Genomic DNA, 20,700 nt, shown 5'->3' on the forward strand with positions numbered 1-20,700 from the left:
CCGCGGCCATGTCCGACAGCGTCCCGCCCGCCCCCACCCTGCTCGCGGCGACCGCGCGCTATCTCGAGGACGAGCTGATGCCCTCGCTCGAGGGCTACCACCGCTTCCAGACCCGCATCGCGATCAACGTGCTGCGCATCGTCGAGCGCGAACTGCGGCTCGGCGCCGCGCACGACGCGGCGGCGCGCGAGCGTCTGCTCGCGCTGCTGCAGGACGCGCCCACGCCCACCTCCCCGTCCCTCGCGCTGGCCGATGCGCTGCGCGACGGCCGGCTCGACCCCGACGCGCCCGGCGTCGCGACGCACCTGCGCGCCGCGCTGGCCGAAGCGCTGGCCATCAACAACCCCCGCTGGATCACCAAGGACCTCCCCCCATGAACTTCACCGAAGAACAGATCGCCTTTCGCGACAGCGTGCGCCGCATGGTCGAGCGCCATGTCGCGCCCATCGCCGCCGAGATCGACGAGAACGACCGCTTTCCCGAGGAGCTGATCCCGATCTACGGCGACATGGGACTGCTGCAGCTGTGGGTGCCCGAGGCCTACGGCGGCCCCGGCGCCAACCTCACGATGGTCTGCATCGCGCGCGAGGAGATCTCGCGCGTGTCGGAGTCGTGCGCGCTGATGGCCGGCATGAACACCATGTTCGCGCTGCCGCTGATGCACTTCGGCACCGAGGAACAGAAGCAACGCTTCCTGCCGCTCCTGGCCGAGGGCCGCACGGTGACGGCGATCGCGCTGTCGGAACCCGACTGCGGCAGCGACGTGGGCGGCATGCGCACGCGCGCGGTGGCCGACGGCGACAGCTACCTGCTCAACGGCCAGAAGCAGTGGTGCACCTTCGGCAGCCGTGCCGACTACATCCTGGTCTTCGCCAAGACCGGCGAAGGCGGCGGCGCCGACGACATCAGCCCCTTCATCGTCGACGCGAAGAACAGCCAGGGCCTGAGCTTCGGCCGCAACGAGCGAAAGATGGGCATGAAGGGCACGATCAACGTGCCGATCTACCTCGACAACGTGCGCGTGCCGGCCGAGAACCGCCTCGGCGAGGAGGGCAAGGGCTTCCGCTCGGCGATGCGCGCGCTCGACCTCAACCGCCCCGCCATCGCCGCGGCCTCGGTCGGGCTGGCGCAGGGCGCGCTCGATGCGGCGCTGGCCTATGCCAAGCAGCGGCGCCAGTTCAAGCGCGCCATCATCGAGTTCCAAGGGATCCAGTTCATGCTGGCCGACATGGCGATGCAGATCGAGGCCGCGCGCTGCCTGGTCTACGAGACCGCGCGCCTGGCCGACGCCGGCGACTGGGCCGCGCTGCCCAAGTTCGCGAGCATGGCCAAGTGCTTCGCGAGCGACGTCGCGATGAAGGTCACGACCGACGCGGTGCAGGTCTTCGGCGGCTACGGCTACGTGAAGGACTATCCGGTCGAGAAGATGATGCGCGACGCCAAGCTCAACCAGATCTTCGAAGGCACCAACCAGATCCAGCGCGTGGTGATCGCACGCGAGCTGATGCGATGAGACCGGGCGCGGGCGCCGCGCCCGCACCGGCCTTGCTTCAAGCCAGCAACTGCCGCGCAATCATGTTGCGGTGGATCTCCGAGGCGCCCTCGTAGATGCGCAGCACCCGCAGGTCGCGGTACACGCGCTCGACGATGGTGCCGCGGCAGTAGCCCGAGCCGCCGAAGATCTGCAGCGCCTTGTCGGCGATGCGACAGGCCGCCTCGGTGCAGATCACCTTCACCATCGAGGCCTTCATGCGCGCATCCTCGCCGCGCGTGGCGCGCCACACGGCCTCGAACAGCACCATGCGCGCGGCATGCAGGTCCATCGCCATGTCGGCGATCATGTGCTGGATCGCCTGGTGCTCGGCCAGCGCCTGCCCGAAGGTGACGCGCGTGCGCGCATGCTCGATGGTCTCGTCGAGCGCGATCTGCGCCGGGCCGAGTGCCTGGCAGCCCACGTTGAGGCGGCCCTCGTTGAGCCCCGACATCGCGTACGAGAGGCCGCGGCCCTCCTCGCCCAGCAGGTTCTCCACCGGGATGCGGCAATCGGTGAAGGTGATCTCGCAAAGGCTGTCGTCCATCCAGCCCATGGTCGGCATGGTGCGCGCCACCTCGAAGCCCGGCGTGGTGGTGTCGAGCAGGAAGGCCGAAATGCCGTGCTTGCCAGCCGCGCGGTCGGTCGAGGCCAGCACGGTGATCGAATGCGCGTGGTTGGCGTTCGAGATGAAGGTCTTCGTGCCGTTGAGCACGTAGTGGTCGCCCTCGCGCTTCGCGGAGGTCAGCATCCGCGCCGCGTCGGAGCCCGCGTGCGGCTCGGTGATCGCGATGCAGTTGCGCGAGCGGCCCGAGGCGATCTCGGGCAGCCACTTCTTCCTGAGGGCCTCGCTGCCATGGTCCACGATGATGTGCACGCCGGGCCCGATGGCCGAGCGCACGAAGGGCCAGAACTGAGGCGGCAGCCGCGCGAGCTCCAGTTGCACCGCCACGCTCGTGAGGTGGTCCACCGGCATGCCGCCGTAGGCCTCCGGAATCGCCATGCCGTAGAAGCCCATCTCGCGCAGGGTGCTCTCGACCTGCTCGGGCACCTCCCCGGTCTCGTGGTAGCGCGGTTCGAGCTTGAGCAAGGCGTCGACGGCGTCTCGCGTGGCGACGCGCATCTCCTCGGCATCGGCGGGTAGGTTGAAGTCCATCATGTCTCCTTTGGTAGAACCATTGATTCTATGCAAGCGAGTTCGATCCTGCACGTTCCGTCGGCGACATCGGGGACATCGCGAGGATCGCCTTGCCGCAGGTGCGCCGCTGCGCCAGGGCAGCCAGCGCCTCGGGCAGCCGCGCGAAGTCGAAGGCCGTGGCCTCGAGCGGATGCAATCGCCCTTCGCGCCACCAGTCGCGGATCTCCTGCGCCAGCCGGCTCGCCAGGGCCGGCTCGCGCTTGCGCACCTCACCCCACAGCACGCCGATGGCCGAGGCATTGGCGAGCAGCAGGCGATTGGCCGGCAGTTGCGTGAGCGTGCCGCCCGCGAAGCCGACCACCAGCAGGCGCGCGCCGAAGCCGAGGCAGCGCGCGCTCTGCGCACCAACCTCGCCGCCCACCGGATCGAAGACGAGGTCCACGCCGCGCGGGGCGAGCGCACGCACCGCGTCGACCCAGCCGGCATCGCCGTAGTCGACCACCGCATCCGCGCCCAGCGCGCGGCAGAGCTCGCGCTTGGAGTCGCTGCCCGCCGTGGCGATCACGCGCGCGCCCATGGCCTTGCCCAACTGCACGGCCGCGCTGCCCACGCCGCCCGCGCCCGCGTGCACCAGCAGGGTTTCGTCGGCGGCCAGCCGGCCCGCATGGCGCAGCGCATACAGCGCAGTCGGATAGTTGCCGCGCAATGCAAGCGCCACGCCGGGCGGCACGTCGGGCTCGAGCACCACCGCCTCCGCGCGCGGCACCAGCGCGTATTCCGCGAAGCCGCCGAAGCGCCCGGACGGCGTCGCGGCCGCCACGCGCAGCCCCGCCTCGGGCCCGCCGACCACGGTGCCCACCACCTCCATGCCGGGCGTGAACGGCAGCGCGGGCCGCACCTGGTAGCGGCCCTCGACCAGCAGGGTGTCGAGGAAGTTGAGGCCCGCCGCCTCGACCTTCACGAGGTACTCGTCGGCGGCCGGTGTCGGCGTGGGCACGTCGGCGAGGCGCAGGCCGGCCGGATCGCCGATCGCCTCGACGCGCCAGGCCTTCATCGCAGCTCGGCGCGGCCGTGCGTCAGCACCAGCACATCGCGCTCGAGCACGCGCGCTCGGAACGCCACCTCGTTGCCGTTGCGCCAGCTCTCGAGACGGATCGTCTCGCCCGGATAGACCGGCGCCGACAGGCGCGCGCGCATCGCCACCAGCCGCGCCGGATCGAGGCCGGCATGCGCCTCGAGCAGGCCGCGGCCCGCGATGCCCCAGGTCGCGAGGCCGTGCAGGATCGGTTTCGCGAAGCCCACCCTGGCCGCGAAGACCGGCTCGGCATGCAGCGGGTTGAGGTCGCCCGAGAGCCGGTAGAGCAGCGCCTGGTCCGGCCGCGTGGGCAGGTCCAGCACATGCTCGGGCGCGCCCTCGGGCGTGGCCGGCGCCGGCGCGGCGGCTTCGTCGCCGCGCCCGTCGGCCTGGGAGAAGCCGCCGTCGCCGCGCAGGAAGTACACGCTTTCGACGGTGGCGAGCGCCCGGCCCTCGGCATCGGCCAGTTCCTTCTCCACATGCAGCACCGCGCCCTTGCCCTCGCCCTTGTCGACCACGCGCGTCACGCGCGTGCGCCCGAGCACCGTGCCCGACGGCGGCAGCGGCGCATGCAGGCGCAGCGCCTGTTCGCCGTGCACCAGCTTCATGAAGTCGATGCCGATCTCGCGCCGCTCTCGCATCCAGAAGCCCGGCGAAGCCAGCACCGCGGCCATGGTCGGCAGCGCCGCGAGCTCCTTCTCGTAGACGAAGCGCAGTTGCCGCTCGTCGAGCGGATCGGCGCCCAGGCCGAGGCCGAGCGCATAGAGCATGGTGTCCCTCGGTGCGTAGTCGTGGCGCACCTCGCCGGATTGCCAGTCGCGGGCCTTCTGATAGTCGAGCATCGTCGCTTGCCTTGTCGTGTCGGTGAATCTGTCAGGGTCGCCGCGCTTCACGCGGCAGGCGGCCAGCGGAACTGCGCGGGCTCGCGTGCCGCGAAGCGCCGCACCGCCTCCTTCGCGTAGTCGCTGTTCGAAGCCAGCGCCTGGCCGGACGACTCGATCTCGAGCAGCGTCTGGAGGTCGCTCCCGAGCGAGGCCTGCAGGGCGCGCTTGGCGATGCTCATCGCCACCGGCGAAGCGCCCGCGAAGCTGCGCGCAATCACCTGCGCGCGCGCGGCCAGCGCCTCGGCGGGCAGGACCTCCATCGCCAGGCCCAGACGCAGCGCCTCGGCGGCGTCGATCTCGCGCGCCGAGAAGATCAGCTCCTTCGCGCGCTGCAGGCCCACCACGCGCGGCAGCGTGTAGAAGGCCCCCATGTCGGGCACGAGACCGATGCGCTGGAACACCATGCACAGGCGCGCGCGTTCCGAGAGCAGCACGATGTCGCACATCAGCGCCAGGCTGAAACCCGCGCCGTAGGCCACGCCGTCGACCGCGGCGATCACGGGGCGGTCCAGTGCCATGAGCTCCGTGCAGATGCGCGTGTAGCGCGCCATGCCGGCGCGCCGCTGCTCGGGCGTGCGCGGCCCGCCCTGCCCCATGGCCTTGACGTCGCCGCCCGCGCAGAACGCGCCGCCGGCGCCGGCGAGCACCAGCACCCGCACCGACTCGTCGGCGCGGATCGCGGCGAGGCATTCGCCGAGTTCGTCGGCCATCGACGGATCGAGTGCGTTCTTCGCCTCGGGGCGATTGAGCGTGAGCGTCGCCACGCCATCGTCGAGCCGGTAGTCGAGCGTCTTCATCGCGCCTGCGCCTCGCGCACCGAGATCGGCACACCGTCCACCATCAGGTCGCAGTACTCCGACATGCTCAGCGCCGTACGCCCTTCGCAGCGGTACTCGGTGATGCCCTCGGTGATGCGCGTGTAGTCGCCGGCGCCGCCGGCCACGCGGCGATGCCGCAGCGGCACCAGCGCGCCGACCTTGCCGGTCAGCGTGTAGCTGCGTTCGGCCGTGCGGACCTGCGCGGTGAAGGCGCGCGGATAGTGCTGCGCGTCGTAGTCGGTCTCGATGCGCCCGTCGACCACCGGTTCGTAGCGGCCGTCGCGCAGCACGTTGCCGCTCACGTGGTTCGGCTGCCCCTTGCGGCCCTTGATCGACAGCAGCGCGCCGAAGTCGTCGCCGAAGGTCACGGGCAGCCACTTGTACCAGTAGAAGCTGTGCCAGTGGCGCGGCCCCCAGGACTTGTCGCGGTAGCCGTGCCCGGCGATGTCGAAGCGCAGGCCGTCCACCGCGATGTGGCCGGTCACCGCCATGTTCTGCTCGATGTGGCCGCGGTACACCGCATGCTCGGGGTCCAGCACGATCGGGCTGCCGTCGAGCGCGACGATCTCGCCGCCGTGCATCGGCGAGACGCCGCGGAAGTCGAGCGCGATCGAGGCGGGCCGCTTCGGATAGCGCTTGAAGGCGCTGCTCGGGTCGGCCATCGCATGCGGGTCGTCCATCAGCAGCAGTTCGCCCTCGTAGCGCACGCGCAGGTGCCTGAAGGGCTCGACCACCTCGAAGCGCATGCCGCCCGCGTCCAGTGCCTCGTTGTGCTCGATCTTCGGGCGCTGGTGCATGAAGCCCACGCGCCCGTCGGGCAGGTAGACGCAGCAGCTGAGCTCCGCATGCCCCTCGTGCGGCCGGTTGCCCAGGCGCATCCAGGCACCGATGCCGCGCGCGCTGTCGAAAGCGTTGAAGTAGGCGCTCTCGTTGTAGTTGGACACGGCCTCGGGCACGTGGTTGTACTCGTCCCGCGGATCGAGCCGCAGCTTGCTGTGGGGCGGCATGTACATGGTTCGCCCCGTGCTCAGAGGCTGATGTGGAAGCCGCCGTTGACCCCCAGGTGCTGGCCGGTGATGTAGGAGGCCGCGTCCGACATCAGGAAGCACACCGTCTTCACCACCTCCTCGGGCGTGGACCAGCGGCCCAGCGGGATCTGCGCGAGCATGCCGTCGCGGAATTTCTCGCCGCGCACCACCTCGGTCATCGGGGTCTCGACCACGCCGAAGCAGATCGAGTTGGTGCGGATGTTGTAGCGGCCCCATTCGCGCGCCGCGGTCATCGTGACGCCCAGCATGCCGGCCTTGGCGGCCGCGTAGTTCACCTGGCCGATCGAGCCCTTGCGGCCGGCGTCGGAGGAGATGTTGACGATGGCGCCGCCGCTGGTGTCGCCCGCCTTCGCGCGCGCCACCATGTGGCGGCCCACGGCCTGCAGCCAGTAGAAGGTGCCGGTGAGGTGCACGTCGATCACCTCCTGCCACTGCTGCGGCGTCATCTTCTCGATCATGGCCGGGCGCGTGATGCCGGCGTTGTTCACCAGGCCGTGCACGCCGCCGAAGCGCTCCACGGCCTCGGCGACGGCGCGCGCGGCGAGCTCCGCGTCGGTCACGCTGCCGACCACCTGCTGCACGCGGCTGGCGGGCAGCGCGGACATCGCCGTGCCCAGCGTGTGGGGGTTGAGGTCGAGCGCGACGACGTTGCCGCCGAGCTCCACGGCGAGCGTCGCGATCGCCTTGCCGATGCCCTGTCCGGCGCCGGTCACGACGATGGTGCGGCCTTCGAGATTGACGAGGTTCTGCATAGGTCTCCGTTGGATGATGGATGGGGATTGAACTGGGTGTACGAGGCGGTGCGCTTCGCTCAGGCGGACGCCATCGAGGCCTTCGCGCGCTCGGCGTCCTGCAACTGGCGCCAGGCGATCTTTCCGGTCGGCGACTTGGGCAGCTCGCGCACGAACTCGACCAGCCGCGGGTACTTGTAGGCGGCCATCTTCTGTTTCGCCCATTCGATGACGTCGGCCTCGCGCACGTGGCCCGCATGCGCCTCGCGAAGCACCACCACCGCCTTCACGGTCTCGCCGCGGTAGGCATCGTGTGCGGCGATCACGCAGGCCTCGGCGATGGCCGGATGCTCGTGCAGCATCGCCTCGACCTCGGCCGGCCAGACCTTGTAGCCCGAGGCATTGACCATGCGCTTGAGCCGGTCGACGATGAAGAAGTAGCCGTCCTCGTCGCGCCGCCCGAGGTCGCCGCTGCGCACGAAGCGCCGCCCGTCGATCTCCAGCAGCGCCGCGCGCGTGGCCTGCTCGTTGCGCCAGTAGCCCGCGAACACCTGCGGCCCCGACATCACGATCTCTCCGACTTCGCCGGGCGGCAGTTCGCGCAGGGTCTCGGGATCGACGATGCGCAGGTCGGTGCCGAACAGCGGCATGCCCAGGCACTGGCGCTTGAACGCATGCGCGGGGTTGCCCGAGACATGCGCGGTTTCCGAGAGCCCGTAGCCCTCGAGGAAATCGAGCCCGGTCAGTTGCTTCAGGCGCTCGCACACGGCCTCGGGCATGCCCGCGCCGCCGCCGCCGATGCGGCGCACCGAGCTCAGGTCGTACTCGGCCAGCCGCGGACTCGCGAGGAAGTCGATCACCATGGTCGGCATCGCCGTCCAGTGGCTGACCCGGTGGCGCGCGATCAGCGCCGCGGCCTGGTCGCGGTCCCAGCGCTTCATCAGCACCAGCGTGCCGCCGCCGTAGATCGGCGCGTTCAGCAGGTTCTGCATGCCGGTGATGTGGAAGTACGGCAGCGCCACCAGTTGCACCGAGTGCGGGACCATGCCCATCCAGTGCGCGACCGCGACCGTGCTGGCATTGAGCGTGCGGTGCGTGTGCATGCAGCCCTTGGGCACGCCGGTGGAGCCCGAGCTGTAGAGGATCAGAGCGAGCGCGTCGGGCAGGTGCTCGAGCGGGGCCACGGGGGCGCCGGTGGCCGCCAGCACGCGGCGCAGGCCGATGGTGCGCGACGCGCCGGTTGCCGCGTCGCAGGCTTCGGCGGCTTCCAGCGGCTCCTCCACCGGCGCCGGGCTGCCGACGATCACCACGCGGCGCAGCCGGTGCGCGCCCGGCACGGCCAGCAGCTCCGCCACGTTGTCGGCGCCGCAGAAGGCCACCACCGCCTCGCTGTCCTCGAGGTAGTGCGGCAGCTCGTCGCGCTTGTTCATCGGATTGACGGGCACCACGACCGCGTTGATGCGCAGGATCGCGAAATAGGCCGCGATCCAGCCACGGCCGTTGGGCAGGTACAGCAGCACCCGGTCGCCCAGGCGCACGGCCAGGTCATGCTGCAGGAAGGCCGCGATGCGCTCCACCTGCTCGACCAGCGCCGCGTACGACAGGCTGCCGAAGTCGTCGACCACCACCGCGCGCTGCGGGGAACGCATGGCCGACACCAGCAGGTTCGCGCACAGGTTGGTGGGCGGGACGTCGATGTCGCGCGGCAGGGTGCGCGGCCAGTGCTTCGAATCGTGCGGGGTCATGGCTGTCGTCCTTGGTCTTCGCCGGGCCGCGGCATCGCGCGAGAGACAGCGCCGCCGATTTGCCTGTTGATTTATTTTGGTTGAACCAATGATAATCAGCCTCGCGACACAGCGTCAAGGCGGGCGGCAACGATCCGGCCGGCGCGACGCACCTCGAGCCCGCAACGGGCGATCACACGGAGCCATTGGAATGAGCATCAAGCGGCAGGCCTGCATCGCCGGCGCTTTCGAACACCCCACGCGCAAGGCGCCCGACAAGACCGTGCCGCAGCTGCATGCGGAATGCGCGCGCGGCGCGCTGGCCGACGCCGGCCTGTCGCTGCAGGACGTCGACGGCTATTTCTGCGCGGGCGACGCGCCGGGCCTGGGCCCGCTGAGCATGGTCGACTACCTCGGCCTCAAGGTGCGCCACGTCGACAGCACCGACACCGGCGGCTCGGCCTACCTGGTGCAGGTCTCGCATGCCGCGCAGGCCATCGCCGCGGGCAAGTGCAACGTCGCGCTGATCACGCTCGCGGGACGCCCGCGCACCGAGGCCAGCGGCGTGGGCACCGGCCCGCGCAACGTGACCGCGGCCACGCCCGACGTGGCCTGGGAAATGCCCTATGCGCCGGTCACGGTCAACATGTATGCGCTGGCCGCGGCGCGCCACATGCACGAGTTCGGCACCACCAGCGAGCAGCTCGCCTGGATCAAGGTCGCCGCCGCCGCGCATGCGCAGCACAACCCGAACGCGATGCTGCGCGATCCCGTCACGGTGCAGGACGTGCTGGCCTCGCCGATGATCTCCGACCCGCTGCACAAGCTCGACTGCTGCGTCGTCAGCGACGGCGGCGGCGCGCTCTTGGTGGTGCGCCCCGAGATCGCGCGCTCGCTCGCGCGGCCCGTGGTCAGCGTGCTCGGCGCCGGCGAGACCGTGAAGGGCCAGGCCAATGGCCAGCTCGACCTCACCTACTCGGGCGCCGCCGTCTCGGGCCCGATTGCGTTCGCCGAAGCGGGCGTGACGCCGGCCGACATCCAGTACGCGTCGATCTACGACAGCTTCACCATCACCGTGCTGATGCAGCTCGAGGACCTGGGCTTCTGCCGCAAGGGCGAGGGCGGCCGCTTCGTGGCCGACGGCAACCTGATCTCGGGCATCGGCAAGCTGCCGTTCAACACCGATGGCGGCGGCCTGTGCAACAACCATCCCGCCAACCGCGGCGGCATCACCAAGGTCATCGAGGCGATGCGCCAGCTGCGCGGCGAGGCGCATCCGAAGGTGCAGGTCCCCGGTTGCGGCCTCGCGCTCGCGCAGGGCACGGGCGGCCTGCTCGGCTCGCGCCACGGCAGCGCCACCCTGATCCTCGAAAGGAATTGAAGATGAGCACCCCCTACCAGGACCGCGCGCTCGGCGCGCCGATCGTCGACGCCGCCACCGAGGCCTACTGGAACGCCGCGCGCGAAGGCGTGCTGCGCATCAAGCGCTGCACCGCCTGCGCCAAGGTCCACTGGTATCCGCGCGCGCTGTGCCCCTACTGCCTGGGCGACACCGCATGGGAAGACGCCAGCGGACTCGGCACGGTCTACAGCGTCAGCGTGACGCGACGCGCCGGCCCGATCCCCTATGCGATCGCCTACGTCACGCTCGACGAAGGGGTGACGATGCTCACCAACATCGTCGATGCCGATCTCGATGCGCTGCGCATCGGCGATCGGGTGAAGGTGTGTTTCAAGCCGGCGGAGGGTGGGTTCGCGGTGCCGATGTTTGCGCCGGCTTGAGCGCTGGAAAACGAAGGCAATTGGAGGCGCTTCGCCTGCTGGTCTTCCACACCCGATCTTGGGCATGAACCACCGCCCCCCCTTCCAAGGCGATCTACGCCAGTTGCAACGGCTGACCAGGCCGAAGCGGAAAGTGCGAGCATCTGCTCTTCGGCAGACTTTCGCACTCCCTCCAGCATCCAGTCAAATCCCCATTGCGATAGTCGAACGAGCGGAGACCGTTCGTCCCCTGAGCGTGATCGATGTATTTCGAGTCAAGGTGGAGCGGTCATCACTGGCCCATCTTTTGGCGGTAACTCCTGATCGCTGTTTCGAGGCGCGGCCCTGGTTCAGAGGGCGCGAGCAAAGCGCTCACAAAAGCAATCTGTTCCTCTCGACTCAGATGAATGATCTCGTGCTCCAACACAATCTTCGCCGCCGCTTCCTGCGGACCGCCGACGATGGATTCGTTCAATGTACGTTCCGTCGAAGCTGCGGCACGCTCAACGATTTTCTTTTTCTTCACGGAAAACTCCCACATCCGAGTGAAGGTCGAGCTGCTTGTTACCGGGTTCACCTTGCTGCAGTCGATCCATCTCCCGATGTTCTTTCTTTGTGCATGGATGTCAAGGAAACAGCCGGCCTCCTATTCTCGAATCAATCCGTCCTGATGTTGGCCTCACGAATCACCGAGGTCCACGTCGCATACTCCTCCGCGATCCGCGCCCCGAGCTGCTCGGGCGTGCTGCCGGTGGCCGCCGCGCCGGCGGTGTCGAACTTCTCCTTCACCTCGGGCAGCGCCAGCGACTTCACGATCGCGTCGTTGAGCCGGGCCACCACCTCGCGCGGCGTGCCGGCCGGGGCGAACAGGCCGAACCAGACCTCGGGGTTGAAGCCCGGCAGGGTGTTGGCGATCGGCGGCGCGCCGGGCGCGAGCGGCGAGGGCTGCAGCGAGGACACGCCGAGCAGGCGCACCCTGCCCTCCTTGATGAAGGCATTCATCTGCGACGAACTGGTGCTCAGCAGCACCTTCGACTCGCCGGTCAGGATCGCCTGCGTGGTCGGCGCCTGGCCCTTGTAGGGGATGTGGGTCATCTCGATGCCGGCGCGCCGGCTGAAGAGCTCGGTCGCGAGGTGGCCGAAGGAGGCCGGCCCGGCGGTCGCGAAGTCGAGCTTGCGCGGATTGGCCTTCGCGTAGTCGATCAGCTCCTGCACCGACTTCGCGGGCACCGAGGGATTGATCGCGAGGATCATCGGCTGCAGCGAGACCAGCGACACCGGCGCGAAGTCCTTCAGCGGCGCGTAGTCGGCCTCCTTCGAGACCTGCGGCGAGATCACCAGGCCGTTGTTGGGGAACAGCAGCGTGTAGCCGTTGGCCGGCGCCTTGGCAACGAACTTGGTGCCCAGCACGGCCGAGGCGCCGGCCTTGTTCTCGATGATCACGGGCTGCTTGAGGAAGCGCTGCATCGGTTCCTGCAGCACGCGCGCGAGCACGTCGGTGGTGCCGCCCGGCGGATAGGGCACGACGATGGTGATCGGGCGGTTCGGGAAATCCGACGCCGCGGACTGCGCGATGCCGGCCTGCGGCAGCGCGAGCGCGCCGGCCGCGAGCAACGCGGCCCAGAAGCCGCGGGCCGCGGCTCGCGCCGGGCTCCCTGCCTTGCCGGCGACTCGCGGAAGGCGCATCCAACTGTTCATCATGTCTGTCTCCTTCGTTGTGTGTCTCAGCCGCGCACGTGCAGCGCGCGGCTCTCGCGCAGCGCCGCGATGCGCTCCTCGCCGAGCCCGAGCAGGCTGCCCAGCAGCGCGGGGCCGTCGGCGCCGAGCTCGGACACGCTGCCGCGCGCATGCGCCGCGGTGCGGGCGAAGCGGAAGGCGGGGTTGGGCACCTGGAACGCGCCGGCGCCGTCGTCGATGGTCTGGAAGGCCTGGCGCTCGACCAGCGGCGGCAGCTTCATCGCTTCGCGCACGGTGAAGTAGCGCGAGCACGGCACGCCCGCGGCATTCATCTCGGCCTCGCATTGCGCGGCGCTGCGATCGGCGGCCCAGTCGTCGAGCAGCTGCATCAGCGCGCCCCAGTGGTGCTCGCGCTCCTGGCTGGTCGCGAAGCGCGCGTCGGTGATCCATTCGGGATGGCCGGTGCCGCGCGCCAGCGCCTCGAAGTTGTTCTGGCTCACGGGCGCGATCAGCAGGAAACCATCCTTCGCCTTGGTCGGGCGGTAGAGCGGGCGACGCCGCTCGGCCGGGAACTGCGCCTCCTGGCACTCGTAGACGAGCAGGCCCAGCATCGCATCCATCAGCGCGAGGTCGATGTGGTCGCCCTCCCCGGTGCGCGCGGCGCGGAACAGCGCGCTCTGGATCGCGCCGAAGGCCAGCGAGCCGCCGAGCACGTCGGCCACGAAGATGCCGTTCTTCAGCGGCCGCTCGACGTCGCCCTCCTGGTAGTCGAGGTTGGCCATGTCGTAGCCGCTGGCCGCGTGCAGCACCGGCGCGTAGGCGCTGCGGCCCGACCAGGAACCCTCCTGCCCGAAGCCCGAGATCGAGCAGTACACCAGCCGCGGGTTCAGCGCCGAGAGCGTCGCGTAATCGAGGCCCAGGCGCTGCATCACGCCGGGGCGGTAGTTCTCCACCAGCACGTCGCACTGGGCGACCAACTCGCGCACCAGCGCGACCGCCTCGGGCTTCTTGAGGTCGAGCGCGAGGCTCTTCTTGCCGGCGTTGAGCTGCGCGAAGTAGGTGCTGCGGCCCTGGCGCCGCGGCGGCCGCAGCCGGATGTGGTCGCCCTCGGGCGGCTCCACCTTGATGACCTCGGCGCCGAGGTCGGCCATCAGCCGCGTGCAGTAGGGGCCCGACATCATCGCGGTGAAGTCGAGCACGCGCACGCCGTCGAGCACGCCGGGCTTCGCGGCGGCGGAGTTGTTGGTCGGCTCAGCCAAGGTTGCTCTCCGTCACGGCGAGGCCGGCGAGGCGCGAGCCGCCGAGCGCGTCGAGGTAATCGGCATGCGCCGCGGTGCCGCGCGCATAGCGCGCGAGGTAGGCATCGAAGGCCGCGTCGTCGGCGCTCGCCTTCACGTACTCGCGCAGGTGGCGCTCGTCGGCGCGGTACAGCGTGGGCGAGGCGCTCGGGTGGGCGCCGTAGGGCGCCTCCACCACCGCGTCGACCATCACGCTCGGCAGCTTGGTCAGGTGGTTCGAGCGGCGGATGGTGTCGGACGACACGATGCGGTCCACCGAGACGATCACGTGGCGCGAGGCCTGTGCGAGCATCGCGTCGAAGAAGGGCGTGGCGAGGTACTGCACGTTGCCGTATTCGTCGGCCTGCTGCGCGTGGAGCAGGCACACGTCGGGCTTGATCGCGGCGGCGGCGAGCATCTTGCGCTCGCCGGGCTTCGAGGGCAGCGGCCAGTAGTGCTCGGGCGTGTGGCGCGGCAGGTCGGTGCCCAGGTCGGGGATCGCGGTCCAGGGCATGTCGCAGATGCCGGCGCGCAAGCCTCCGGCGATGCCGGGTCCGTCGAGCTCGTAGACCTTCAGCGTGCCGGCCTCGGCGCGGCGGCGGAAGTGCGGCGCGAGGCCGAACTGCTCGAAGCTGATGAACACGCAGGCGGTGCTGCGCGCGCAGCCGGCGCCGATCAGCATGTCGGGCGCGATCGAGCCGGGCGCGGGCACCAGGTCGAGGTCGCGCGCGCCCTTGCGGATCAGCGCGCGCACCAGCGCCATCGGCTGGGCATTGAAGATCCAGCCGCCCAGGCCGACGCGTTGGCCGTCCTGGATGACCGACACGGCCTCGTCGAGGGTGGTCAGCTTGCTTTTGTTGTTGGGGCTCATGGCTCGTCTCTTCAGGGGAACTTGCGGCGCAGGGTGCCGCGCGTGTCGACACGGGTGCGCAGCAGGCGCAGCTCCTCGGGTTCGGGCATGCGCGTGACGGGCGGCGTGCCCTCCACCACCAGCTCGAAGCCGGTGGCCTTGCGGATCTGCTCGAGCGTCACGCCCGGATGGATCGAGCGCACGCGCATGGCCTTGCTCACGGGTTCGAAGTCGAACACGCCCAGCGGCGATACCACCAGGCGCGGCCCGCCCGGCGGCAGACCGGCCTCCTCGCGCGAGTTGCCGCCTTCCATGTGGCCCGGTCCGCAGAGGAAGTCGACGCGCGGCACGAAGGCGCCCGGATCGTGGCGCGTGAGCGCGACATAGAAGCGCTTGGCCAGCCCGCACAGCGCGCTGATGCCCACCGTGCCGGGGCCGCGCACCTTGGGCCGGGCCTGGTCGCCGACCACCACCGTGTTGATGTTGCCGAAGCGGTCGACCTGCAGCGCCGAGAGGATCGCGAAGTCGAAGAAGTGGATCTTCCAGTCGATGAAATCGATCATGTTCGGCAGGTCCATCCAGGCCTCGGAGGACTCGATGTTCTCCGAGTCGGCCGTGGACAGCAGGTGGTCGCGCACCGGGTTCACCATGCCGCCGGGGCCCGAGATCCACCACAGCCGGGGCGCCTGCATCTCGCGCGCGAGGTTGCAAGCGGCCAGCTGGATGTCGGAGTTGGTGCCGATGATGACCTTCTCGCCATCGGCGAAGTCGCGCGCCAGCAGCACGGCGAGCAGCTCGCCGGTCGACGGCCTGTCGTCGTCCTGTGTCATTTGCTTGATATTTGGTTCAACCATTCATTGATCCTAGGAATCAACCATGGCACTGTCAAGCGGGATTCACCTGCCGGGCGCGCAAGAAGAAAGGACCGCGCGCCTTGCGGCGGGCGGTCCTCTGCGGATGGGACGAAGGCGTGGCGGCGCGTGCCGCGCGGCTTCAGCGCGCGGTCTTCGGGGCGCGGGTGGCGGATTTGGCCGCCGGCTTGGTGGCGGGCTTTTCGGCCGGCGCCCTTGCCGCCGCCTTGCGCGGCGCGGCGGGCGCGGCGGCCGGGGCATCCTGCGCGGCGTCCTCGCCCACCTTCGACAGATAGCTGCGCTGCAGTCGCTTGAGGCTCGATTCCATCTCCGCCACGGCCGCGTCGGCGTCCTTGGCCGCGAGGTGCTTGAGGAAGCGGCGGCGCGAGGGCAGCACGTAGGCGTTCTCCTCGTGGCCGATCTGGCCGATGAACTCGGCCAGCACGTTGAGCACGCCGTTCATCACGATCACCATGATCGGATTGCCGGTCATGCGCGCGAGGATGCGGTGGAACTCGAGGTTGGTCGCCGCGCGCGCGGGGAAGTCGTCGCGCCGCAGCGCCTCCTCGGCCGCGTCGATGTTGGCGGCCAGCGCCTCGAGGTCGGCGGGCGTGGCGCGCGCGCAGGCCTCGCGCACCAGGATCGATTCGAGCCAGATGCGCGCCTCGGTGAGCTGCGCCGGCTGGATCGCGCCCATGTGGTACATGTCCATCAGGCCGGTGGCGATGGCGTCGCCGCTGCGCCCGCTGATGAAGGCGCCGCCGCTGGCGCCCTTCTGCAGCCGGATCAGGCCCGCATGCTCGAGCGAGCGCAGCGCCTCGCGCAGCGTGTTGCGCGACACGCCGAACTGCTCGGACAGGGCACGCTCCGACGGCAGCCGCGTGCCGACCTTGAGCCGGCCCTGCGACAGCTCGCCGCGGATCTGCTGGGCGATCTCCTCGAAGGCACGCGCGGAACGGATGGGCTGGAACTTGGCGCTCCGTGCGTCGGCCGCGGGCGGCGACGGTTCTTTGGCGTCCATGGGGAATCCTCCGTTGGAAAAACTAAAAGTTGGACCTTTGAGCCAAATGATAAGGGGCCGCGTTGCGCAGGCCGCTGCGGGCCGAGCCCTCGCGACCATGGCGGTTGCCGGATCTCAGCAATGGTTCTACCATTCAAATTTTCCGAGATCCAGGAGAGACATGCCCATGCCCCCGACCACCCTTCCCGGCGACGAAGAGCGCGCCCTGCTGCGCGACTCGGTGCGCGGCTTCCTCGAGCGCCACTGGCCGCCCGCCACCGCCGTGCCATGGTCACGCGAACCCGCGCGCGTGCAGGCGCTGTGGCAGCAGCTCGCGGCCCAGGGCCTTGCCGCCTTGGGATCGGATCCCTCGGAGGGCGGCCTGCGCGAGATCGCGCTGGTCATGGAGGAACTGGGCCGCGCGGGCTGCACCCTGCCGCTGCACCACGGCACGCTGCTGAACCTCGCGGCGCCACGCACGCCGCAGGGCGAGGAGCCCGCGCTGCTCGCGCTGCAACGTGCCGGCGAGGCGCGCGTGGTGCTGTGCTTCGGGGCCTTCGACGGCGACCGCGGCGCGGGCCAGGCGCGCATCGACGACGACGGCAGGCTCCACGGCGAACTTGCCTTCGTCGAGCATGCCGACAGCGCCACCCACCTCGCGGTGGTGGTGGACGGCCCCGCGCTCGCGCTGATCGACCTGCGCGCGCCCGGCGTGCGCATCGAGGCCACGCCCGCGATGGGAACGCAGGGGCTGTTCCGCGTCGCGCTGGACGGGATCGCGGCCACCGTCCTCGCACTGTCAGAGGAGCAGCTCGGCGCGCTGCACGCGATGGCCCGCCTCGCGCTGTGCGCGCGCGCCACCGGCGCCGCCGAACGCGCCTTCGAGCTCGCCGTGGCCTATGCGGGCGAGCGCCGGCAGTTCGGCCGCCCGATTGGCAGCTTCCAGGCGATCCAGCACAAGCTCGCCGACAGCCACATCGCGCTGCTGGGCGCACGGCTCACGCAGGCCGGCGCAGCGCGGCAGCACGACCTCGGCGCCGACAACTGGCGCGTGTTCGCCGAGGCGGCCTGCGCGCTGGCCGCGACGACGTTGCGCCGGGTGTCGCTGGAAACGCAGCACACCTTCGGCGCCATCGGCTACAGCGAGGAGCACGAGGCGCCGCGCCATTTCAAGCAGGTGCACCTCGACGTGCTGCGCCACGGCAGTGGGCGCCGCGCGCGCGAGGCGCTGGCCGATCACTTCCTCGGCGACACGCCGCGCACGCTGCCCGAATACGACCTGGGCCCGGCCGGTAACGCCTTTCGCGAGGAGGTGCGCGCCTGGTTGCAGACGCACTGGTCGGGCGAGCGCAAGGCCGCGCACGAGGCGCTGGACTTCAAGGCGCGCGAGTACGACCGCGAGTTCGCACGCGAACTCGGGCGCACCGGCTGGATCGGCCTCTCGTGGCCGCAACGCTTCGGCGGCCAGGCGCGCGGCGCCTTCGAGCAACTGGCCTTCGTCGAGGAGATGGAACGCGCCGAGGCGCCGCGCGTGGGCGCGCCGGTGCAGGCAGCGATGCTGCAGGTGCACGGCAGCGCGGCGCAGCAGGCGCGCTACCTGCCCGAGATCCTGCGCGGCGAGGCGATCTACGGCATGGGCTACAGCGAGCCCGACGCGGGCTCCGACCTCGCGTCGATGCGCACCCGCGCGGTACGCGACGGCGACCACTACGTGATCGACGGCCAGAAGATCTGGACCACCACCTACTGGGGCGACTACATGCTGCTGGCCACGCGCACCGACCCCGAGGCGAGCCCGCCGCATGCCGGCCTGAGCCTGTTCATCGTGCCGATGGACACGCCCGGCATTACCATCCGCACCTCGACCACGATGTACGGCGGCAGCTTCGCCAATGTCTTCTACGACGGCGTGCGCGTGCCGGCCGAGGCGATGGTGGGCGAGCTCCACGGCGGCTGGAAGGTGCTGGTCGGGGCGCTGGCCACCGAGCGCGGCTTCATCGGCGGCGGCATCGTGATGAAGGTGGCCCATGCCTTCGAGCAGCTGTGCGAGCACCTGCGCGGCGCGACGGGCGCCGACGGCCGGCCGATGCGCCTCGATCCGCTGGTGCGCGAGCGCATCGCCGACCTGGCGGGGCAGATCGAGGCCGGGCGCCGCATGATGATGCACTGCGCCGAGCGCGTCGACGCGGGCGAGACGCCGCTGCACGACGCGGCCGCGAGCAAGGTCTACTCGGGCGAGCTGATGGAGCGCTTCGGCGAGGTGGCGCTCGACCTGCTCGGCATGGAAGGCACGCTCGGCGAGGGCAGCCCCGGCGCGGTGCTGCGCGGGCGCATCGAGCAGAACCTGCGCCATGCGCTGATGTGGGTGATCAGCATCGGCACCAACGAGATCCAGCGCAGCCTGATCGCGCAGCGCGGGCTCGGCCTGCCGCGCTGAACGCGCCCCGGGCCGGCGCGGCTCAGCGTGCCGGCTTCTTGCGCTCCATCTCGAGCAGCAGCGCGTTCAGTGCGTTGAGGTGCTTGGCCAGCGCGGCGCCGGCCTTGTCCGCATCGCGGTCGCGCATCAGGCGCAGCACCTTGCGGCGCACCTGCACCACGTTGCTGTGCGGCGTCTGCAGCTGCGCGATCAGGCCGCGCAGTATTTCCGACAAGGCATCGATCAGCATCACGATCACCTCGTTGTGGGTGGCGCGGCCGATCAGTCGGTAGAACTCCGTGATCTGCCCGCTGTCGCGCACCGGCCGGCCCTGCTTCACCAGCTCGGCGAAGCGCTCGATGTCGGCCTCGATGGCGGCGAAGTCCTCTTCCGTCGCGCGCTCGCAGGCCAGCCGGATCGCCAGCCCGCACAGCAGGATGCGGGCCTCGGTCAGGTCCGACACCGGCACCTGCTTGAGCGCCACCATGTCGCGCACCGCCTGCGTGATGCCCTCGGGATGCGACTGCTTGATGTAGAAGCCGCCGTTGATGCCGGTCACGGCCTCGACCATGCCGGCCATCTCGAGGCTGCGCAGCGCCTCCCGCACGCCGCTGCGGCTCACGCCGAACTGCTCGGACAGCTCGCGCTCGCTGGGCAGGCGGTCGCCGGCGCTCAGCACGCCCTCCACCACCTGCTGGCGGATCTGGTCGCAAATCGCCTCGAAGGCGCGGCGCATGCGCACGGGCGCGAAGACTGGTGCGGATTCCGACATGGCTCCTTTCCTCCTCTGGATCACGAACGTCGATGGCTGGATGCCGAGCCGATAGTGTGCCCTTCCTGGCGCTGACGCCAATTGACCATCGACAAGGCTTTCGCTATGGTTCAACCAATTACATCACAAACCATCCGACCAGGAGACAAGCCTCATGACCCACTCCCGCCGCCACGCGCTGGCCACCGGCCTCGGCCTGCTGGGCGCCTCGGCGCTGCCCGCCTTTCCCCTGGCCGCGCGCGCCGCGCCGGGCTATCCCGACAACGTCATCAAGTTCATCATTCCCACGCCGGCCGGCGGCGGGCACGACACGATGATGCGGGTCATCGGGCAGAAGCTCACCGAGGCCTGGGGCCAGCCGTGCATCGTCGAGTCGAGGGCCGGCGCGAGCGGCGCGATCGCGGCCTCCGCGGTGGCGCGCGCCACGCCCGACGGCTACACGCTCGGTGTCAGCTACAGCGCGCTGATCAGCAACCTGGTGCTGCAGCCCGCTCAGCAGCCCTACAAGCTCGCCGACCTCGCGCCCATCAGCATGCTCGCGCTCACGCCCATCGCCATCGGCGTGCGCGAGTCGCTCAATGTCAGGACGCTCGACCAACTGGTGGCGCTGGCGAAGTCCAGGCCCGGCAAGATCTCGTACGGTTCCTACGGCCCCGGCTCGGGCGGCAACTTCGTGGGCGAGCTGCTGAACATGGCCGCCGGCATCGACACCGTGCACGTGCCCTACAAGGGCGAGGCGCCGGCGCTGCAGGACCTGATCGGCGGCCAGATCGACACCGCCGTGGTGTCGCTGGGCGGGGTCTCGCGCTACCCGGGCAAGATCCGCGCGCTGGCGGTCGCGAGCCCGACGCGCTTTCCGCTCTATCCCGACGTGCCCACCTTCGCCGAGGCCGGCTTCCCGGACGTGAACATGCCGGGCTTCGGCGCGCTGTTCGCGCCGGCCTCCACGCCCAAGGCCATCATCGACAAGCTCGATGCCGAGATGGCGCGCATCGTGAAGCTGCCCGACGTGGCGCCCAAGCTGCTCGAGCTGGGCTTCGAGCCCGCCGGCTGGGGCCCGCAGAAGCTGTCGAGCTTCCTGGCCGAGCAGCTGGCGCTGACGCAGAAGCTGGTCGCGACCGGGCGCATCAAGGTCTGAGCGGGCGC

The 20,700-nt window shown here is 70.2% G+C and carries 20 protein-coding genes; 6 read left to right on the forward strand and 14 right to left on the reverse strand.

The features are described 5' to 3' along the window. The first annotated feature begins 8 nt into the window (after positions 1–8). Together ACEN9J_RS33605 and ACEN9J_RS33610 are read left to right on the forward strand one after the other, a co-directional pair. On the forward strand, positions 9–377 hold the full coding sequence (locus ACEN9J_RS33605; protein WP_057594631.1) for a DUF6285 domain-containing protein: 369 nt from the start codon (positions 9–11) through the stop codon (positions 375–377). Further along, a complete protein-coding gene (locus ACEN9J_RS33610) occupies positions 374–1,513 on the forward strand; it encodes an acyl-CoA dehydrogenase family protein (RefSeq protein ID WP_057594630.1) in 1,140 nt (379 codons plus the stop codon). The genes ACEN9J_RS33605 and ACEN9J_RS33610 overlap by 4 nt, the downstream gene beginning before the upstream one ends. Before the next feature lie 37 nt (positions 1,514–1,550). Here ACEN9J_RS33610 and ACEN9J_RS33615 read toward each other — a convergent pair whose 3' ends face one another. From ACEN9J_RS33615 to ACEN9J_RS33645, 7 genes are read right to left on the reverse strand one after another with little or no spacing between them, the layout of a single operon-like run. Then, positions 1,551–2,687: an acyl-CoA dehydrogenase family protein gene (locus ACEN9J_RS33615; protein WP_057594645.1), complete on the reverse strand. Its 1,137-nt coding sequence runs from the start codon at positions 2,685–2,687 to the stop codon at positions 1,551–1,553. Positions 2,688–2,715: 28 nt separating this feature from the next. Then, on the reverse strand, positions 2,716–3,723 hold the full coding sequence (locus ACEN9J_RS33620; RefSeq protein ID WP_413765447.1) for an NADPH:quinone oxidoreductase family protein: 1,008 nt from the start codon (positions 3,721–3,723) through the stop codon (positions 2,716–2,718). Then, positions 3,720–4,586 (reverse strand): MaoC/PaaZ C-terminal domain-containing protein, encoded by an 867-nt coding sequence (locus ACEN9J_RS33625; RefSeq protein WP_413765448.1) that lies wholly within the window; start codon positions 4,584–4,586, stop codon positions 3,720–3,722. Before ACEN9J_RS33625 ends, ACEN9J_RS33620 begins: the two co-directional genes overlap by 4 nt. A gap of 47 nt (positions 4,587–4,633) precedes the next feature. Further along, positions 4,634–5,425: an enoyl-CoA hydratase/isomerase family protein gene (locus tag ACEN9J_RS33630; RefSeq protein WP_413765449.1), complete on the reverse strand. Its 792-nt coding sequence runs from the start codon at positions 5,423–5,425 to the stop codon at positions 4,634–4,636. Beyond that, positions 5,422–6,459: a hypothetical protein gene (locus ACEN9J_RS33635; RefSeq protein WP_413765450.1), complete on the reverse strand. Its 1,038-nt coding sequence runs from the start codon at positions 6,457–6,459 to the stop codon at positions 5,422–5,424. Before ACEN9J_RS33635 ends, ACEN9J_RS33630 begins: the two co-directional genes overlap by 4 nt. A gap of 14 nt (positions 6,460–6,473) precedes the next feature. Next, positions 6,474–7,247 carry an SDR family NAD(P)-dependent oxidoreductase gene (locus ACEN9J_RS33640; protein WP_413765451.1) on the reverse strand — a complete coding sequence of 258 codons (774 nt, stop codon included), beginning with the start codon at positions 7,245–7,247 and terminating at the stop codon, positions 6,474–6,476. Positions 7,248–7,306: 59 nt separating this feature from the next. After that, the gene (locus tag ACEN9J_RS33645) at positions 7,307–8,971 is read right to left on the reverse strand and encodes a long-chain-fatty-acid--CoA ligase (protein WP_413765452.1); all 1,665 of its coding nucleotides are present in this window, start codon (positions 8,969–8,971) and stop codon (positions 7,307–7,309) included. A 190-nt stretch (positions 8,972–9,161) separates the two neighbouring features. Between ACEN9J_RS33645 and ACEN9J_RS33650 the strand changes: the two genes are divergently transcribed. Beyond that, on the forward strand, positions 9,162–10,331 hold the full coding sequence (locus ACEN9J_RS33650) for a thiolase domain-containing protein (protein ID WP_413765453.1): 1,170 nt from the start codon (positions 9,162–9,164) through the stop codon (positions 10,329–10,331). A gap of 2 nt (positions 10,332–10,333) precedes the next feature. Next, positions 10,334–10,732, forward strand: coding sequence for a Zn-ribbon domain-containing OB-fold protein (locus ACEN9J_RS33655; protein WP_413765454.1), 399 nt, complete (start codon positions 10,334–10,336; stop codon positions 10,730–10,732). Positions 10,733–11,003: 271 nt separating this feature from the next. Here the strand turns inward: ACEN9J_RS33655 and ACEN9J_RS33660 are convergent, their stop codons facing one another. The 6 genes from ACEN9J_RS33660 to ACEN9J_RS33685 form a co-directional block, all read right to left on the reverse strand. Further along, a complete protein-coding gene (locus tag ACEN9J_RS33660; protein ID WP_413765455.1) occupies positions 11,004–11,237 on the reverse strand; it encodes a DUF1778 domain-containing protein in 234 nt (77 codons plus the stop codon). Between the two features lie 131 nt (positions 11,238–11,368). Next, complete coding sequence (locus ACEN9J_RS33665; RefSeq protein ID WP_413765456.1) at positions 11,369–12,397, reverse strand: Bug family tripartite tricarboxylate transporter substrate binding protein; 1,029 nt, start codon at positions 12,395–12,397, stop codon at positions 11,369–11,371. Positions 12,398–12,435: 38 nt separating this feature from the next. Continuing rightward, on the reverse strand, positions 12,436–13,647 hold the full coding sequence (locus ACEN9J_RS33670) for a CaiB/BaiF CoA transferase family protein (protein WP_413765457.1): 1,212 nt from the start codon (positions 13,645–13,647) through the stop codon (positions 12,436–12,438). Then, positions 13,640–14,536 carry a CoA transferase subunit A gene (locus tag ACEN9J_RS33675; protein ID WP_413765458.1) on the reverse strand — a complete coding sequence of 299 codons (897 nt, stop codon included), beginning with the start codon at positions 14,534–14,536 and terminating at the stop codon, positions 13,640–13,642. Before ACEN9J_RS33675 ends, ACEN9J_RS33670 begins: the two co-directional genes overlap by 8 nt. 11 nt (positions 14,537–14,547) lie before the next feature. Further along, positions 14,548–15,345 (reverse strand): CoA-transferase subunit beta, encoded by a 798-nt coding sequence (locus ACEN9J_RS33680; RefSeq protein ID WP_413765459.1) that lies wholly within the window; start codon positions 15,343–15,345, stop codon positions 14,548–14,550. A gap of 163 nt (positions 15,346–15,508) precedes the next feature. Beyond that, complete coding sequence (locus tag ACEN9J_RS33685; RefSeq protein ID WP_413765460.1) at positions 15,509–16,387, reverse strand: FadR/GntR family transcriptional regulator; 879 nt, start codon at positions 16,385–16,387, stop codon at positions 15,509–15,511. A gap of 166 nt (positions 16,388–16,553) precedes the next feature. Between ACEN9J_RS33685 and ACEN9J_RS33690 the strand changes: the two genes are divergently transcribed. Beyond that, positions 16,554–18,803, forward strand: a complete 2,250-nt coding sequence (locus tag ACEN9J_RS33690; RefSeq protein ID WP_413765461.1) for an acyl-CoA dehydrogenase — start codon at positions 16,554–16,556, stop codon at positions 18,801–18,803. Positions 18,804–18,825: 22 nt separating this feature from the next. Here ACEN9J_RS33690 and ACEN9J_RS33695 read toward each other — a convergent pair whose 3' ends face one another. After that, on the reverse strand, positions 18,826–19,554 hold the full coding sequence (locus ACEN9J_RS33695; protein WP_413765462.1) for a FadR/GntR family transcriptional regulator: 729 nt from the start codon (positions 19,552–19,554) through the stop codon (positions 18,826–18,828). A gap of 154 nt (positions 19,555–19,708) precedes the next feature. On the opposite strand from ACEN9J_RS33695, the gene ACEN9J_RS33700 reads away from it, so the two are divergent. Then, entirely contained in the window at positions 19,709–20,692 is a 984-nt protein-coding gene (locus ACEN9J_RS33700) for a Bug family tripartite tricarboxylate transporter substrate binding protein (protein ID WP_413765463.1), read from the forward strand. Positions 20,693–20,700: the final 8 nt, after the last annotated feature.

It is taken from the genome of Variovorax sp. Varisp41, assembly GCF_047325085.1.
Taxonomy (GTDB): Bacteria; Pseudomonadota; Gammaproteobacteria; order Burkholderiales; family Burkholderiaceae_C; genus Variovorax.